This window comes from Bariatricus sp. HCP28S3_F11, assembly GCF_052065395.1.
Lineage (GTDB): Bacteria > Bacillota > Clostridia > Lachnospirales > Lachnospiraceae > Allocoprococcus.
The window spans coordinates 35091-51082 of record NZ_JBQHUC010000018.1 but is presented as its reverse complement, the minus strand read 5'-3'; the positions used below and the strand labels follow the sequence as shown (position 1 = coordinate 51082).

The following is a 15992-nucleotide window of genomic DNA, read 5'->3' as shown; positions in this document are numbered from 1 at the left end:
AACCTCTTTTTTCTTAAATGACTTACTCTGACTAATGATTCACTTATTCGGATTTATTTCTCTAATCCTTCGATGTAAGTTACAACGCTGCCGATCGTAGTAAGATCACCGATCGCTTCTGTATCGATTTCCACACCGAACTCATCTTCAAATGACATAACCATGTCCATAAGATCCAGAGAATCTGCTCCAAGTGATTCAAACGTTGTTTCCTCTGTAAGGTCTGCTGCGTCTACTCCTAAACCTTCTGCTACGATTGCTTTTACTTTCTCTAACATGTGATTGTCTCCTTCTTCTCTTTTCATTTTTTCTATTTAATCATATATGTAATCCGTCCTGCGCCTGCGCCGACAGCTATTACCTTGTTACCATTCAATAAGGGATGCTCCCCAGGAAAGCCCTGCTCCAAATCCTGCTATAACAATCCTCTGCCCTTTTTGCAGCATTCCGCTTCGGTTCATTTCATCCAGAAGAATCGGAATGCTGGCAGAAGATGTATTTCCAAATTCAGAAATATTCATCGGGAATTTACAAATATCAATTTTCATTCTCTTTGCCACCGATTCGATAATTCTCTGATTCGCCTGATGAAGGACAAACCAGTCGATATCCTCTTTTACATAATCTGTCCTGCCAAGGAGTTCTTCTATCACTTCCGGGACTTTCTTCACTGCGAATTTAAACACTTCCTTACCATCCATCGATAAGTAAGTCTGCTTTGCTGCCTCTTTTTCTTCCCAGCCCTTCTGATGTCGGCTTTCACAGGCCAGTACCTCTCCCATAGTACCATCTGAATGTGTCACACATGGGAAAACTTCTCCTTCCTCCCCGCGAATCACTGCGGCTCCCGCACCGTCGCCGAACAGGATACAGCTTCCTCTGTCTTCCCAGTTCACGATGTTAGAAAGCGTCTCACTTCCTATGATCAGAATGGTTCTGTACATTCCTGATGCGATATATGCCTGCGCAGCATTATAGGCAAACACAAACCCTGCGCACGCAGCGCTCATATCAAAACAGGTCGCGTTCTCTGCCCCCAGTGCCTTCTGAACTTCACACGACACACAAGGAATGATTGTATTCGGTGTGATCGTTGCTGTCAGGATCAGATCCAATTCTTTCGCTTCTACTTTTCCATTCTCCAGAGCCGCCCTGGCAGCCTTAACAGCCATACTCATCGTTGTGTCTTCATCTGCAATATGCCTTCTCACAATCCCGGTTCGTTCACGAATCCACTCATCACTGGTCTCCACTATTTTCGCTATGTCATGATTGTCGTAAAAGTTTTCCGGGGCGTACGCTCCGGTACCACATATTTTTCCTCTCATACTGTCCTCTTGGTTTTAAATGTAAATATTTTTGATTTAAAATACTTTGAGTTTCAAATCATTTGACAATATAACATATATAGAAGCGTTTGGCAAGAGGTTTTTTGATTTTCTTTTCGACATGAATTATTTTGGTAATCTAACAAGAATAGAAATAAGATTTGAAGAAAGAAAAAACGAGAACACATTCTCATGTATTCTCGTTCATCTATTTATGCGGAAGATGGGACTTGAACCCACACGCCCTTGCGAGCACTAGAACCTGAATCTAGCTCGTCTGCCATTCCGACACTTCCGCGTCAACAATAGGTATATTACCACATCATTTTTAAAAATGCAAGAGGAAAATCAAAAAAATTATTTTTTTCGCTCCCATCATATTTTAATTACCCAGAATAAATCAAGGTATTCCAAAGCTTTTTTCGTATCACCATTTTTAATGGCTTCGATTACTAAATCATTCAAAAACTTATCTTTTCTTAATCCGTCCTTATATTGCATATCTGATGGCATGTGCTCATTCATCCTTTCACACCCCTTTCATATAGCCTGTTCTTATCTATATTATAGGGATATTTTTTATCAGTGTAAAGCCTTATTAAACTATCAAAGTACCTTTTTGGTTCAGAACATATTTCTATTCAAAATACAAATATAACATTGACATACCTGTACCAACTGTGTATACTGTATATATACAGATTAATCAACCGAGGTGATAGAGTCTCATGAATATCTTTATTGACAACAAAAACGGCGCACCTATTTATGATCAGATCTATTCCCAGATTAAGAATCAGATCATCAGCGGCGACCTTAAGGAGGATGAAGCCCTGCCTTCCATCCGCAATCTGGCGAAGGATCTAAGAATCAGCGTCGTCACGACAAAGCGGGCCTATGATGAACTGGAACGGGAAGGATTTATATACACGATCGCCGCAAAGGGATGCTTCGTCGCACCCAAGAATGTGGAACTTCTGCGTGAAGAAAACCTGAAGAAGATCGAGGAATATATGCAGAAGATCAATCAGCTTGCAGCTTCCTGCAATCTCAGTAAGGAAGACCTTATAGAAATGTTTCATTTGAGTTGGGAGGAATCATTATGAATGCACTGGAAATCAAAAATCTTACCAAAAGCTACCGGGATTTTACTCTGGATAATCTGAATCTAACGCTGCCAAACGGATGTATCCTGGGACTCATCGGGGAGAATGGGGCCGGCAAGAGTACGACGATCAAATTGATCCTGGATATTATCCACAAGGATTCCGGTACGATCACGCTTCTCGGTCATGACAGCGAACATATTCCGCTGCAGGCCAAAGAAGATATCGGAGTCGTCCTGGATGAAGTCGGTTTTCCGGAATGTCTGACCGCCAAACAGGCAGACAACATTATGAAATACACGTTTTCGCGCTGGGATTCTGCTATGTATAGGCAGCTTCTGGTCAAGTTATCAATTCCCGAGAATAAACCTTTCAGTGATTTTTCCCGCGGAATGAAGATGAAGCTCGGGATCGCCGTTGCGCTCTCACACCATCCGAAGCTTCTGCTCCTTGACGAGGCAACCAGCGGTCTGGATCCGGTTGTCCGTGATGAAGTAGTAGACATGTTCAGTGAATTTACAAGAGATGAGAGTCATTCCATTCTGATTTCATCCCATATCGTCAGTGATCTGGAAAAGCTCTGCGATTACATTGCTTTTCTTCATAAAGGTAAACTGCTGCTGTGCGAGGAAAAAGATATCCTTCTGGAAGAATATGGTATCATCCATTGCTCTTATGAACAATTCCGTGAACTTGACCCTGCTGCTATCAAAGGCGAGAAACGGACTGCCTACGGAATCGAAGTACTGATCCGCCGGGACGCTGTTCCTGCCGGTATCCCGGTCAGTCCGGTAACAATCGAAGAACTCTTCATTTTCATGGTTAAGGAGGTAAGATAAGATGAAAGGTTTGCTTCTGAAAGATATGTATATGACGCGCAAATACTGCCGCTCCTTCTTCTTTATCATTTTTATATTTATTGCGGTATCCGTATTTGCCGATGGGAACTTCTTTTTCACCCTCTATCCGATCGTCTTTGCCAGTATGATTCCGGTCACGCTGCTTGCCTATGACGAGAGAAGCAAATGGACGATCTACAGTGAGACGTTCCCCTATTCCAGGGCACAGCTGGTATCCGTTAAATATCTGATGGCACTGATTCTGATAAGCAGTGTGTGGATTTTTTCCTTTGCAGGAATGCTTCTGAGATGTGTTGTATCCCACAGCACATTTACCCAGGAAACATTTTTTTCAGGGCTCACACTTCATGCTGCCGGGCTGCTTTGCGATTCGCTTCTGCTGCCGGTCATTTTCAAATTCGGTTCTGAAAAGGGGCGTCTGGCCTATTACATTATTATCATCGTAACCTGTGTAGTTGGCACCCTTATGATCAACATCAGTGAAGAGATGAATATTTCCCTTCCGAACAGGATCCCGGCATTCGCGATACCTGCCGGCGCATCTATTCTGTTTGTCCTTTCATGGCTCCTCTCCATCCGGATCTATGAAAAAAAAGAACTGTAAACAAAGAGGCATCACACGATGCCTCTTTCTCATCTCTATGCTTATTACTGGGCGAGTTCATACACATACAATTCATGCAGCGCCCTTGTCGCACAGATATAGCGGAACTGCTTAAAAAACGGATTCTTCTCCTGAGCGCCTGCAACAAAGACCTGATCGAATTCCAGCCCTTTTGCCATATAATATGTCGTAACCGTAATTCCTTTACGGAATACCGAACTATCCCGATCAATATAACAGACGTCTTCCCTCTGATTTTTCAGATAGGAAAACGCTTCTTTCGCCTCACGCTCCGTCATAGTCAGCACAGCCGCTGTCTCATATCTGTCGCCGCCGATCCGAACCTTCCCCAGTATATCATCCAAAGCCGCCGCAGGCGTACTGCAAGTCATTTCCTCCACCGGCTTTCCGTGCCGCTGCATATATTCAATTCCTTTCACATCAGACACATTCCGCGCATACTCTGCAATTTCTATCGTATTCCGGTAACTTTTGTTCATTTCAATCTTTCGCACATCTCTTCCAAAGATTTTCGGAAGGAACTTCAGCACATCCTGCTGACGCGTATCCACCGTCTGTGCTTTATCTCCCAGAATCGTCATCCTGCAGTCGAACAGCTTTTCCAGTATCACATACTGCAAATAAGAATAATCCTGCATCTCATCGATCACCAGATGACGAATCGTTCGTCTGGATTCTCCTTTGCAAAGGCGGTATTTCAAATACAGCATCGGATATACATCTTCATATTCCAGCAGCCGCTTTTCCAAAGGAACCGGCGGCAAGGCCGGAAGTCCATTCGCCTCCATAAGCCGGTTATAGATTTCATAAACATCGGTCGTCACATACATGTTCCGGAACGTTTCCCGAATCAATTCCAGCTCATCTTCACAGAGCGTTTTTCCATAAAGCGTCTCATATTCATCCACGAAATACTCCATCACCGCGTCCATTCTTGACAAAAGCGGCACTTCACCGAATTTAAAATAAAACAATTTCAGGAGTTCTTCTTCTGTTTTGACCATTCCTTTGTATTCAACGTCTTTCAAATCGACCAGTTCATCCTCCAGACCGACCAGGAATCCTTCTACCGCTCCGACAAATGCCTCTGACTGCTTCCACTGGAATCTCGCCTCTTCTTCCTCCGTAATTCCCTGCATTCTTCTTTCTATCTGATGATACCGGTCCTCACAGTCCGCAGCCACATCCTGAAGTTCCCGATAGGCAAATAAATCGAAGCTCATCTCCTGAATATTTTCTTCTCCCAGTTCCGGAAGAATATGGGAAATATAATCCGCAAAGACACTGTTCGGAGACAGAATCAGAATATTAGATGACTTAAGTCTTTTCCTGTCATGATACAGTAAATACGCGATCCTGTGAAGCGCGACAGATGTCTTCCCGCTGCCTGCCGCCCCCTGAATGATCATGATCTTATCCTTTGTATTCCGTATGATCTCATTTTGTTCTTTCTGAATCGTGCGCACGATATTCTTCAGCTTGACATCACTGCTTTCTCCCAGCTCCTGTTTCAGAATATCATCATCGATCTTCATATCACTCTCAAATTCATAGATCATCCGGCCGCCCCGGATCTTGTACTGCCACTTCGAGCAGATCTCTCCCTCCAGAACGCCCGCAGGCGCTTCATAAGATGCCGGACCTTTATCATAATCATAAAACAGACTGCTGACCGGAGCTCTCCAATCATAGATCAGCGGAACTCTCCCGCGCTCTTCTGCAAAATTTCCGATTCCTATATAGAATGTCTCCGCCTCATCTTCTCCGGCATATACAAAATCCACACTTCCGAAAAAAGGCGAATCAAGCATTTTAAGCAGGCGGCTCTTCATTCGCTGATTTTCCTGATTCGCATTGACCTGCGCAAGAAGCGCCTGCTGATTATCAAAATTCTCATATCCGTACTGATCCATCTCGGTATAGTTTTCCCAATAATACTCATTCATACCTTCGATGTCTTTCCGAACCGTCTGGATCGTCTCCCCTATTTCCCGAATCTTCTTCCTGAGTTTTTCTGTCACCTCATTCAGAAACTCTGTGCCTCTCGTCATATAGTTCTACCCTTCCTGCATCTCATTTTCACCCGGGCATTTCTCCCGTACGTACTATCTTAACACAGCCACGAAAGATAGGAAAGGTCAAAATGTTACTCTTCTTTTTTCTTCAACATTCGCAGGATCAGATCAACCGAACCATTGATTCCATAACTGGAACTGTTGATCAGCAGATCATAATTCGATGCCTTTCCCCATTCCAGTCCGGTATAGAATTTATAATAATCCACATGCTTTCGATCCAATGCATGCAACATTCTCCGGGCCTGTTTTTCTGTCAGATTCTTATTGACCTCCATGACCCGCTGTACCCGCCGCTCAAATGGCGCCGTGATAAAAATACTGATATGAGGAATGTTATTATTTGCCAGAATCACATCAGCACACCGGCCCATGATAATAAAATCCTCTTCTTTTGCCATATCGCAGAGCAGTTTACTCTGATTAAAGAAAACAGCATCTTTCTTCGGCAGTCCGTGATACCGGTTGAATTCTTCCAGTCTCTGTGCCAGCGTTACCTTCTGAGCTTTTGTAAATGCCTGGCTGGTTCCAACATATCGTGCGCGGTTCTCCTCATCATGAATGTACGGATATCCTCCCTTGTCATAGACAGTATCCTTCTCCGCCTCCAGTCTCCGGAGTACCTCATTGAATATTTCCACGTCATAATAATTGATTTTCAGCGCATCTGCCAGCTGGAATCCGATCTCACTTCCTCCACATCCATATGTTCGTCCGATACAGATGATCATATGGTCCTTTTCCCCGAACCGCTGTGTCAAAGTATTCAGTTTCGCACGTTTGACATCCAGAACATCCCCCTCTGCGAAACTGGTAGGGAGTTCTTCCACTGCTTTCAAAATGTGATCGTATTCTCTCATAATTTCGCTTCGAACCGGTTTTTCCCGAATCGTGCGCGCCATGTTGCTGATCAGGGCAAGCTCGCTTCTCAGCGTATGCCCTTCATTTCTCTCACGCAGTCTCTCGACAATATCATTGATGCACCGTTCTCTGTCTCCATTAAACACTCGTCCCAGAGAAGAACCCAGACTTTCATATACTTTTGCATCCAAATCATAAATTCGTTCTGCCAGCCTTAACAGGCTGTTATTACTATTCTGCATATACTCTTCCCCTCCCTATCTAAAAAACACGAGTGTATCCAGCAGGAACACCGGAACCAATACACAAACAGACCATAACAGATAATGGAAAAATGACGGCATACGAATACCATTTTCTTCTGAAATGGATTTCACCATAAAGTTCGGAGCATTTCCAATGTATGTGTTCGCTCCCATAAATACCGCGCCGCAGGAAATCGCCGTCAGCATTTTCACCGGAACCGTTCCCAGTGTAGTCGCAATTCCTTTTGTGAATCCCATAACGCCTGCCGTTGTAAGGAACACAAGATAGGTCGGCGTGTTATCCAGAAAACTGGAAAGCGCACCGGTCACCCAGAACATTTCCATCGGTTTGGTAAGCCCCAGACTCGCCCCCATACTCTTAAGAATCATAAGCGCCGGCTGCATCGTGATAAATATGCCAATAAAAAGCACCGCAACTTCCTGAATTGCTCCCCATGTGAAATGGTTTTTCTTCCGCACTTCTTGATCCGTCGTTTTAAATGACAGAAATGCTGCCAGAAGAATGATCGCCATTTCGATTATCGCAGGCCAGGTCAGTGTGACACTTCCAAACACAGGAATTCCTTTTACATTTCCCGACGCATCCCGGAAAAGCGGGAGCTCTGGCAACACGCCACTCAGTATAACAGCTGCAACGATCATCACAAGAAAAATAATATTATGCAGACCTTTGATCGTAATCTTTGTGCCCGGTCTGCTGATATCCGGCATCCGCCCTGAAGCAATATCCCTGCAATACGCACGACGATCGATCCAATAAAATACTGTTAATAATACTGCCATATTAAAGAGTAAAATCGGGAACAGATGCAGGCTCCAAAAAAACGGCACTCCTCTGGAAAATCCCATCAAAAGCGGCGGATCTCCCACCGGTGTCAGACACCCTCCGATATTGGACACCAGGAAAATGAAAAACACCATGATATGTGCTCTCTTCTTACGCCACGAGTTCATCTTTATGACCGGGCGCACCATCAGCATACTTGCTCCCGTCGTTCCGATCAGACTTGACAAAACGGTTCCAAGTGTAAGTAATATCACATTCACTCTGGGCGAACCTGCAAGGTCTCCTTCCATCGTAATATTACCAGCCACACAGAAAAGTCCGAACAAAAGCACAATAAATGTTAAATAATCCCCGATGATACATTCCAGAACTGTTTCTGCGGCAGTCCCCATCCCATATACAACCGCATAAGGTATCACAAAAAGAACAGACCACAAAATCACGGCCCACGGCTGATGTTTCTCCCACCACGCCGGTTTGATCAGTGGCATAACTGCAATACAAAGAAGAAGTCCGGCAAACGGAATACACATCCAAAGCGGCGGAACGATTGCCTCTGCCTTTTTTACAGCATGATCCGCTGCCAATACCGCCATTGGACTTGCTAGGTTGACTAAAATAAGAGTGAACAAAGTAGTCATAAAATAATATCGTTTTTTCAAGCTAACACCCTCCCTGACTCATTTTCTCAAAGTATTCTCATACAATGACCGCCCTTTGGGGCACTCCTAATATAGCACACGAAGAGTAAATAATACATCGTCAGATTCACTAATTTTTTCCATTTATCGGTTTTTATAAACAGCTAAATGCTCAGAAAAAGCACGCTGCCGACGGTAAAGTCTGCAGCGTGCTCCTTTATTTCACTGATATAAGAGAGTCCTAAAAAATTATCCTTCAATCGTGATATACTTTTTCGTCTCTACTACGGGCTTTGCTTCCTTTTTCGGAATCTCCAGTTTCAAAATGCCATGCTTAAATTCTCCTTTAATATCTTCCTCCGTCAGATCTTCACCTACATAGAAGCTTCTTTGGCAAGCTCCGGAGAAACGTTCCTGACGGATGTATTTTCCGGTCGCTTTATCCTTCTCATTCTCCTCCTGCATCTTCGCAGCATTGATCGTAAGGTATCCATCTTCCAGCGATACCTTTACTTCATCTTTCTTAAAGCCCGGAAGCTCCACTTCAATCGTATATCCTGTATCATGCTCTCTGATATCCGTTTTCATGATATTTTTAGCGCCACGCCCATAGGCTTTCTTTTCCATTCTCTTTACATCTTTGTCATTATAAAACGGGAAACTCCAAAAATCATCAAAAAAGTCATTTCCAAAAATACTCGGTGTCATCATAAGTCATTCCTCCATTCAATTCAAATCAATTAATATACTATTGTTATCTGTTATCCATTATCCTTCAATCGAAATAAACCTTTTTGTCTCAACGGCAGGTTTGGCTTCTTTCTTCGGGATTATCATCTTCAGTGTTCCGTCTTCGAATTTTGCTTTGATATCTTCTTCCGTCACATCATCTCCTACAAAGAAACTTCTGCTTCCGGTTCCTGAATATCTTTCCCTGCGGATGTAATGTCCTTTCTCATCTTTGTCATCTCTCTTCGCATTTACCGAAGCATGAATGGTAAGGTAACCATCTTTCAGTTCTGCCTGTACATCTTCTTTCTTCGCACCCGGGATATTCATCGTAATCTCATATGCGCCATCCTTATCCTGGATATCTGTACTCATCAAATCCGTTGCCCCGTAACTTCCGAATGGATCCTCAAAAAAGTTATCAAATACATCGTTTCTAAAAATACTAGGCATTAACATAAAGCATCGCTCCTTCTTAAAATATATATGTATGTTATATTGTTTGTAGATTTGAACTTCGAGATTCAGTTTCTGTTCTTTTATTTTTCCTCTTCCCTTGTTCTAGTTGTAATATAACACTTATTGTTAGCACTGTCAATAGGTGAGTGCTAATTTTTTTAAATTTTTTTTCTCTCCTCAGAATCAAAAACAGCCATTGCAGGAATTGAAATACAGCGTCCAATATTCTGCAATGACTGTTTCTATTCTTTATTTTCTAATTATCTTTTCTTCTAAATTCAGAACTCGCTTATAACTCCTTATAGTGAAAATTCTTCCAATAATTTCTTCTGATACTCCGGATCATTTGCTGCTTTTATGATATCTACCGTCCGATTCTGCTCTTCAAGAAGAATATTCAACTGATTAATCTGCTGCCTTCCAATCGCTTCGCCCTTTATCATTCCAGCGGCTTCGCCATCCTCATACCCCTCCGCGCGGGTCTGGCGCATATTCATCAATTCTTCATTGTGTCCCGTACAGATTCGCATTTTTCGTAATGTTCGCATAAATATCTGCAAGCATTGAGATTTCTAAAAAATTCTGATGTATGAGATAAAATCAGACACTTTTCGCTTAGACAAATAGAACTAAATGCTTTGTCTGTATTCTAACATAAGGAAATACGAAATACAATTCCTTACTGTTCTAAATCAACATAAAAGATGCCCCAAAACACCGTTCAGTTTCGGCATTTCAGGGCATCTTCTGATTCAATATTCTTATTGCGTGTTACGCACAACCACACATCTTCCTCTACGCAATCGGCTCAAAATCCGCCACTCCATGCTTGCACAGCGGGCAGATAAAGTCTTCCGGCAGTTCATCGCCTTCATAGATATAACCGCAGATCTTGCAGACAAATCCTTTCTTTCCTTCAGTCTGTGGTTTCGGTTTTACATAATTCTGATAGTAAGTATAGGTCATCGTTTCCACATTAGAGATCACACGGGATTCTGTAATACTGCAGATGAACATTCCATGTGTATCCAGATCTATATACTGTTCTACCTTTAACGACATGAAGGAATTAATGTATTTCGGCAGGAATACCAGTCCATTATCAGAGCGAAGTGTTTCAACGCCTTCGAATTTATCAACCGTTCTTCCGCTCTGGAAACCATATCTTTCAAATACACGGAATGGTGCCTCCGTAGACAAGCAGTTCAGATTCATGACTCCTGTCTGTTTGATTACATGATGAGAATAATTTGCCTTATTGATCGTTACAGCGACCCGGTTCGGAGTATTCGTAACCTGAGATACCGTATTTACGATCAGACCATTATCCTTCTTTCCATCGTTGGATGTAATCACATACAACCCGTATCCGATGTTGAAAAGTGCAGACAGATCATTTTTATTCGCTGTATCTGCATTTTGTGCAATATAGTCTGCACAAAGCTCATCAGCCAGTTTCTCAAGTTGCTCACTGCTCTCTTCATTCAGTGCTGACATGATACGTACTGTATTCTCTGTATAGGTCAGATTTTTACTCTTTTCCAGCATGCCTTTCATAACCTTTGTAGCCATCGGAGCCCAGGAGCCGTTTTCGATAAATGCCACCGTTCTCTTCTGATAATTGCGTTCGGTCAGATGATTGATAAATTCGCGCATGAACGGGAAAATATCTGCGTTATAAGTCGTAGTGGCAAGTACCAGCTTGTTGTAGCGGAATGCATCTTCCACAGCTTCAGCCATATCCGTACGTGCAAGGTCATGCAGTTCTACTTTCGGGCAGCCTTTTGCACGGAGTTTATCTGCCAGTGCATTGACGGCTTTCTTTGTATTGCCATATACGGAAGTATAAGCGATCACAATTCCTTCTGATTCTGCTTCGTAAGAAGACCATGTGTTGTAAAGTCCAAGGTAATATCCCAGATTTTCTTTCAAAATCGGTCCGTGCAGCGGACAGATCGTCTGAATATCCAGTCCTGCTGCTTTCTTCAGAAGATTTTGTACCTGAGCGCCGTATTTTCCTACGATTCCGATATAATAACGACGAGCTTCGCATGCCCAGTCCTCTTCTACATCCAGAGCGCCGAATTTACCGAAACCGTCTGCGGAAAACAGCACTTTGTCACAGGTATCATATGTCACCATAACTTCCGGCCAGTGAACCATAGGCGCAGCAACAAATGCCAGGGTATGCTTTCCGAGTTCCAACGTATCTCCTTCTTTGATCACGATCTGTCTATCTGCGAAATCGGTTCCGAAAAACTGTTTCATCATTGCAAAAGCTTTCACACTGGATACGATCTTCGTTTCTTTGTAAATATCCATGAAATTCGCAATATTTGCGGAATGATCCGGTTCCATATGCTGAATAATCAGATAATCCGGCTGGCGGTCTCCCAGTAAAGCACCGATCTGATCCAGCCATTCATGCTGAAATCTTGCATCTACGGTATCCATAACGGCTACTTTTTCATCCACAATAACATAGGAATTGTATGCCATGCCGTTCGGAACATCATACTGACCTTCAAACAGGTCAATTTCATGATCATTGACACCTACGTATTTAATGTCGTTTGTAATCTCCATTATCGTCCTCTCCTTTTCGCTGTTTGCTATAAGGTATTGTATCAAATCATGAGTGTAATGACTAGTCCTATGTCTTATTATGTTGAATTTTTTTGAATACACGAAACGTCTGTTCTCCGCACCCTATGCAAAATGCAGCATATAGAAGTTCTGACATACTCTGATTATCTATGCTTTAGGGTACTCCGTACAAAGCAGACGGTATGGCTCTTCATCTTCTTCTATCTCCGGAAATCTTCCGATCATTTCATAGAACCGGTTGTCATTCTCATCGTCAGAAGTTTTTCAGCGTATGTTTTCGTGTACTTATCCATTTTCAGATTTCCATTCCGGATCGTGATCAACAAAAATCCGACTTCGTCAAATTTGCCCAGGCCGTAATCCGTGATATCCCATCCCAGCATATTGTCACGAATCTTATCGTATTCTGCGCCTTTATCCGCCCAGTCTGCCGGTGTCCATTTACAAAATGTTGGAATTTCAAATATTTTCATCTTCGATACTTTTTATTTATTCTTCCACTTTCTTCAGATAGAAGAGCCGTGAAAAATAATCCCCCTGCTGCTCCCTTGCAAGCATTGGAATTCCAGCAGAGCAATCTGATACACTAAGGCCCGCATACATCAATTCATCTCCGTAATGCTCTCCGCAATCCATATGTGCACCAAAGCATTCCCGAACAGAATACTTCGCAGTTTCTTCCAGTCCCTTCAAATAAATTCTTTCGAATTTACCCTGTGCCGGTTCCAGCAGCCTGAAGTAAGCCATCAGCACCTCATCTTTTTTCCCGGAAGCAACCTGCCATGCCGAATTATTCCCTTCAAACGGACTCTCAAGGCGTGTAAATACTCCTTGCTGAATCAGCTTTCTGTGCTCTTTCATAAAGGAAATCTGTTCTTGCATCTTTTCAATCTCATCTTCCGGAAGCTTTGTGATATCCAGTTCGTAGCCAAACGTTCCAAAGAATGCCACATTTGCTCTCGTCTCAAGCGGTGTGTCGCGGAATACCTGATGATTCGGAGCCGCAGACACATGGCTGCCTATGCTGCTGATTGGGTATACATAGGAAGTTCCATACTGTATTTTAATTCGATCTATCGCATCGGTGTTGTCTGATGTCCACGCCTGCGGAGCGTAATACAACATACCCGGGTCAAATCTGGCCCCACCGCTTGCACAGGATTCAAACAAAATCTCAGGAAACTCTCCGGTCAGACGTTCATATAAATCATAAACCCCAAGTATATATTTATGTCTTACTTTTCCCTGCCAACTTCTTCCGTTTCCATTAGAAAATACTTCGGAAAATGCTCGGTTCATATCCCATTTCACATAGGAAACCGGAGCGTCTTTCAGAATCGCTCTCATCTGCGCATGAATGTGATCCACCACTTCTTTTTTTGAGAAGTCAAGCACATACTGATTTCTGCTGTGGCAGTATTTTCTTCTTGTGTCTGCAAGCAGCCAGTCCGGATGCTCACGGTATAAGTCACTGTCCTTGTTCGTCATCTCCGGTTCAAACCAGAGTCCGAACTTCATGCCCATTTCTTCAATCTTTTTTGCAAGCCCTGTTATACCATTCGGAAGCTTTTCAAGGTTCGGATACCAATCCCCAAGAGAGCAGTTATCCCAGTTTCTCTTTCCAAACCATCCGTCATCCAGGACGAATAATTCCACACCGATATCTTTTGCTTTTTTTGCAATATCCAGGATTTTCTCTTCGTTAAAGTCAAAATACGTAGCTTCCCAGTTATTAATTAAAATCGGTCTTTCCTTATCACGCCATGTGCCGCGCGCAAGTCTCGTCCGGTATAATTCATGATAGACCTGACTCATTCCGTTCATACCATTCTCAGAATAAACCATGACCATCTCCGGAGTCTGAAAGCTTTCCCCCTGTTTCAGTTCCCACCGGAATTCATTCGGATGGATTCCGAGTACCACACGTGTCACATCAAAATTATCGACCTCTACCTGTGCCAGGAAATCCCCACTATATACAAGACTGAAACCTAAAACCTCTCCACTGAACTCATCTGCATTCTTTCTCTTCAGCATGAGGAACGGATTAAACTGATGGCTGCTGCACCCACGCATACTGTACACACTTTGTACTCCATAGTTCAGTTCCCGTGTATGTGGGTGGCGCTCCCTGGACCATGTACCTGCCAGTTCTACCATTTCATATTCCTTGTCCGGGAGATCCAGACATCCGCTCATACAATTAAGAAGTGTGATTCCTTCCGAATGCTCACACGAAAAGCGCACATGCTTTGTAATAACCGGAATGTCTTTAAATATAGTATATGACAGCAGAATCTGTGTGTGTATCAGTTTGTCTTCCAGCACGATCTCCAACGTATCCGCTTCATCTTCACTTTCAACATAAACTGCCGGGAGTCCTTCAAGTCCTTTCTTTCCCCTGAAGATCTCATGCGTTTTATACTTGAAATCAACTGCGCGGCTTCCATCTTCCCGTTCCAGTTCAAATGCCGGATATCTGGTATCTCCCGAACCAAAAGTCGGATATTCTTGTTTCAGGTGTTCCAGAGAAAATGTACTATTTCCTTCGAACGGATACGGAGCCATATCCCTTCTCGCATATTCGATCAGATAGCCAAAATCCTCTTTATCGGTAATATGTTTCCCATAATATACGTGGCCGAGCTGTCCATTCTCTAAAACACGAATGATATAGCTGGTCTGTTCATTATATAAATGAAACTCTTTCGTTGATTCATGAAATTTAATTGCCATATTTTACTCCTTTAAACAAATCGTTCTTCACATCAGATACAAAGGGAAGCAATGATCCCTCACCGCTTCCCTCAACTATCTCCCCCAAATATTTATTTAATAGAACCGCTGGTTCCCTCAACAATATATTTTTGCGCAAATAAGAAGACAATGATTGGCGGTATGATCATGATAATCGTAATACACAACATAGGAATGATCTTTTCTGAATGTACTCCCTTAAATGCTGCAAGTCCCAAAGCCAGAGTGTATTTATCTCTGTCCTGTAAGAAAATCAATGGTCCCAGATAGTCATTCCATGCTGCAATCATATTCAATACACCTACCAGTATAAGTGATGGTTTCATAATTGGCACGAATATTTTATAAAAAATCTGGAAATCATTGGCCCCGTCGATTCTGGCTGCCTCTTCATAATCTCTCGGAATACCGGCAAGGAACTGACGCATCAGGAATATGTAGTATGCCGAACCGAACCATGATGGCACGATCAGCGGTTTCAACGTATTGATCCATCCGAACCATTTAAACTCCATGTACTGTGGAATCATGGTTACATCCCACGGAATCATCATCGTTGATAAAAGGATCATAAACAGAATGTTTTTACCTTTAAAGTTATATCTGGCAAATCCGTAAGCAACTACGGCTGCTGAAGCCATAGATCCCACCGCAGAAAGTACAGTTACCGTTAAGGAATTCAAAAAGAATTTTCCGAATGGCTGCGCCTTCCACGCATCAATAAAATTCCCCCAGTTCCAGTTCTCCGGGAAAAAGTTCGGCGGATATGCTACTGCTTCTGCCTCTGTCTTAAATGCAGAAAAGAACATATAGATGAAAGGGAACAAAAAGTAGATTGCAACAAGTGTCAATAATACATAAATGATTATCTTCGATTTTTTAGACATCTTC

General features: G+C 42.8%; 15 protein-coding genes, 1 tRNA gene and 1 pseudogene. 3 read left to right on the top strand and 14 right to left on the bottom strand.

The genetic code is table 11. From position 1 onward, the window contains the following. Positions 1-53: 53 nt before the first annotated feature. The 4 genes from ACTNBR_RS09795 to ACTNBR_RS09780 all read right to left on the bottom strand — a co-directional run bounded on the left by ACTNBR_RS09795 (position 54) and on the right by ACTNBR_RS09780 (position 1853). Positions 54-278: an acyl carrier protein gene (locus ACTNBR_RS09795; protein ID WP_427807743.1), complete on the bottom strand. Its 225-nt coding sequence runs from the start codon at positions 276-278 to the stop codon at positions 54-56. Between the two features lie 87 nt (positions 279-365). Beyond that, positions 366-1328, bottom strand: a complete 963-nt coding sequence (locus ACTNBR_RS09790) for a beta-ketoacyl-ACP synthase III (RefSeq protein ID WP_441017913.1) — start codon at positions 1326-1328, stop codon at positions 366-368. Positions 1329-1543: 215 nt separating this feature from the next. After that, positions 1544-1626 (bottom strand) — tRNA-Leu (locus ACTNBR_RS09785). A 77-nt stretch (positions 1627-1703) separates the two neighbouring features. After that, complete coding sequence (locus ACTNBR_RS09780; RefSeq protein ID WP_441017911.1) at positions 1704-1853, bottom strand: hypothetical protein; 150 nt, start codon at positions 1851-1853, stop codon at positions 1704-1706. 203 nt (positions 1854-2056) lie between these two features. Here ACTNBR_RS09780 and ACTNBR_RS09775 point away from each other — a divergent pair, with 203 nt between their 5' ends. From ACTNBR_RS09775 to ACTNBR_RS09765, 3 genes are read left to right on the top strand one after another with little or no spacing between them, the layout of a single operon-like run. Then, positions 2057-2434 (top strand): GntR family transcriptional regulator, encoded by a 378-nt coding sequence (locus ACTNBR_RS09775; RefSeq protein WP_427807749.1) that lies wholly within the window; start codon positions 2057-2059, stop codon positions 2432-2434. Continuing rightward, on the top strand, positions 2431-3273 hold the full coding sequence (locus ACTNBR_RS09770) for an ABC transporter ATP-binding protein (protein ID WP_441017909.1): 843 nt from the start codon (positions 2431-2433) through the stop codon (positions 3271-3273). Before ACTNBR_RS09775 ends, ACTNBR_RS09770 begins: the two co-directional genes overlap by 4 nt. Position 3274: 1 nt before the next feature. Further along, a complete protein-coding gene (locus ACTNBR_RS09765; protein ID WP_441017907.1) occupies positions 3275-3898 on the top strand; it encodes an ABC-2 transporter permease in 624 nt (207 codons plus the stop codon). 44 nt (positions 3899-3942) lie between these two features. On the opposite strand, the gene ACTNBR_RS09760 is transcribed toward ACTNBR_RS09765, so the two are convergent. The 10 genes and pseudogenes from ACTNBR_RS09760 to ACTNBR_RS09715 all read right to left on the bottom strand — a co-directional run bounded on the left by ACTNBR_RS09760 (position 3943) and on the right by ACTNBR_RS09715 (position 15988). Next, on the bottom strand, positions 3943-5970 hold the full coding sequence (locus tag ACTNBR_RS09760) for a HelD family protein (protein ID WP_441017905.1): 2028 nt from the start codon (positions 5968-5970) through the stop codon (positions 3943-3945). A gap of 95 nt (positions 5971-6065) precedes the next feature. After that, positions 6066-7097, bottom strand: a complete 1032-nt coding sequence (locus ACTNBR_RS09755; RefSeq protein WP_441017903.1) for an AAA family ATPase — start codon at positions 7095-7097, stop codon at positions 6066-6068. 15 nt (positions 7098-7112) lie between these two features. Further along, positions 7113-8504, bottom strand: coding sequence for a sodium:proton antiporter (locus ACTNBR_RS09750; protein WP_427807841.1), 1392 nt, complete (start codon positions 8502-8504; stop codon positions 7113-7115). 294 nt (positions 8505-8798) lie between these two features. Continuing rightward, positions 8799-9260: an Hsp20/alpha crystallin family protein gene (locus ACTNBR_RS09745; RefSeq protein ID WP_427807759.1), complete on the bottom strand. Its 462-nt coding sequence runs from the start codon at positions 9258-9260 to the stop codon at positions 8799-8801. A gap of 57 nt (positions 9261-9317) precedes the next feature. Beyond that, positions 9318-9737 (bottom strand): Hsp20/alpha crystallin family protein, encoded by a 420-nt coding sequence (locus ACTNBR_RS09740; protein ID WP_427807761.1) that lies wholly within the window; start codon positions 9735-9737, stop codon positions 9318-9320. A gap of 299 nt (positions 9738-10036) precedes the next feature. Continuing rightward, positions 10037-10285, bottom strand: a complete 249-nt coding sequence (locus tag ACTNBR_RS09735; protein ID WP_427807763.1) for a hypothetical protein — start codon at positions 10283-10285, stop codon at positions 10037-10039. Positions 10286-10532: 247 nt separating this feature from the next. Then, the gene (locus ACTNBR_RS09730; RefSeq protein WP_441017901.1) at positions 10533-12323 is read right to left on the bottom strand and encodes a flavin reductase; all 1791 of its coding nucleotides are present in this window, start codon (positions 12321-12323) and stop codon (positions 10533-10535) included. Positions 12324-12491: 168 nt separating this feature from the next. Continuing rightward, positions 12492-12817 (bottom strand): annotated as a pseudogene (locus tag ACTNBR_RS09725) (D-lyxose/D-mannose family sugar isomerase). A 16-nt stretch (positions 12818-12833) separates the two neighbouring features. Further along, on the bottom strand, positions 12834-15080 hold the full coding sequence (locus tag ACTNBR_RS09720) for an alpha-galactosidase (protein ID WP_441017899.1): 2247 nt from the start codon (positions 15078-15080) through the stop codon (positions 12834-12836). A 92-nt stretch (positions 15081-15172) separates the two neighbouring features. After that, on the bottom strand, positions 15173-15988 hold the full coding sequence (locus ACTNBR_RS09715) for a carbohydrate ABC transporter permease (protein ID WP_427807769.1): 816 nt from the start codon (positions 15986-15988) through the stop codon (positions 15173-15175). Positions 15989-15992: the final 4 nt, after the last annotated feature.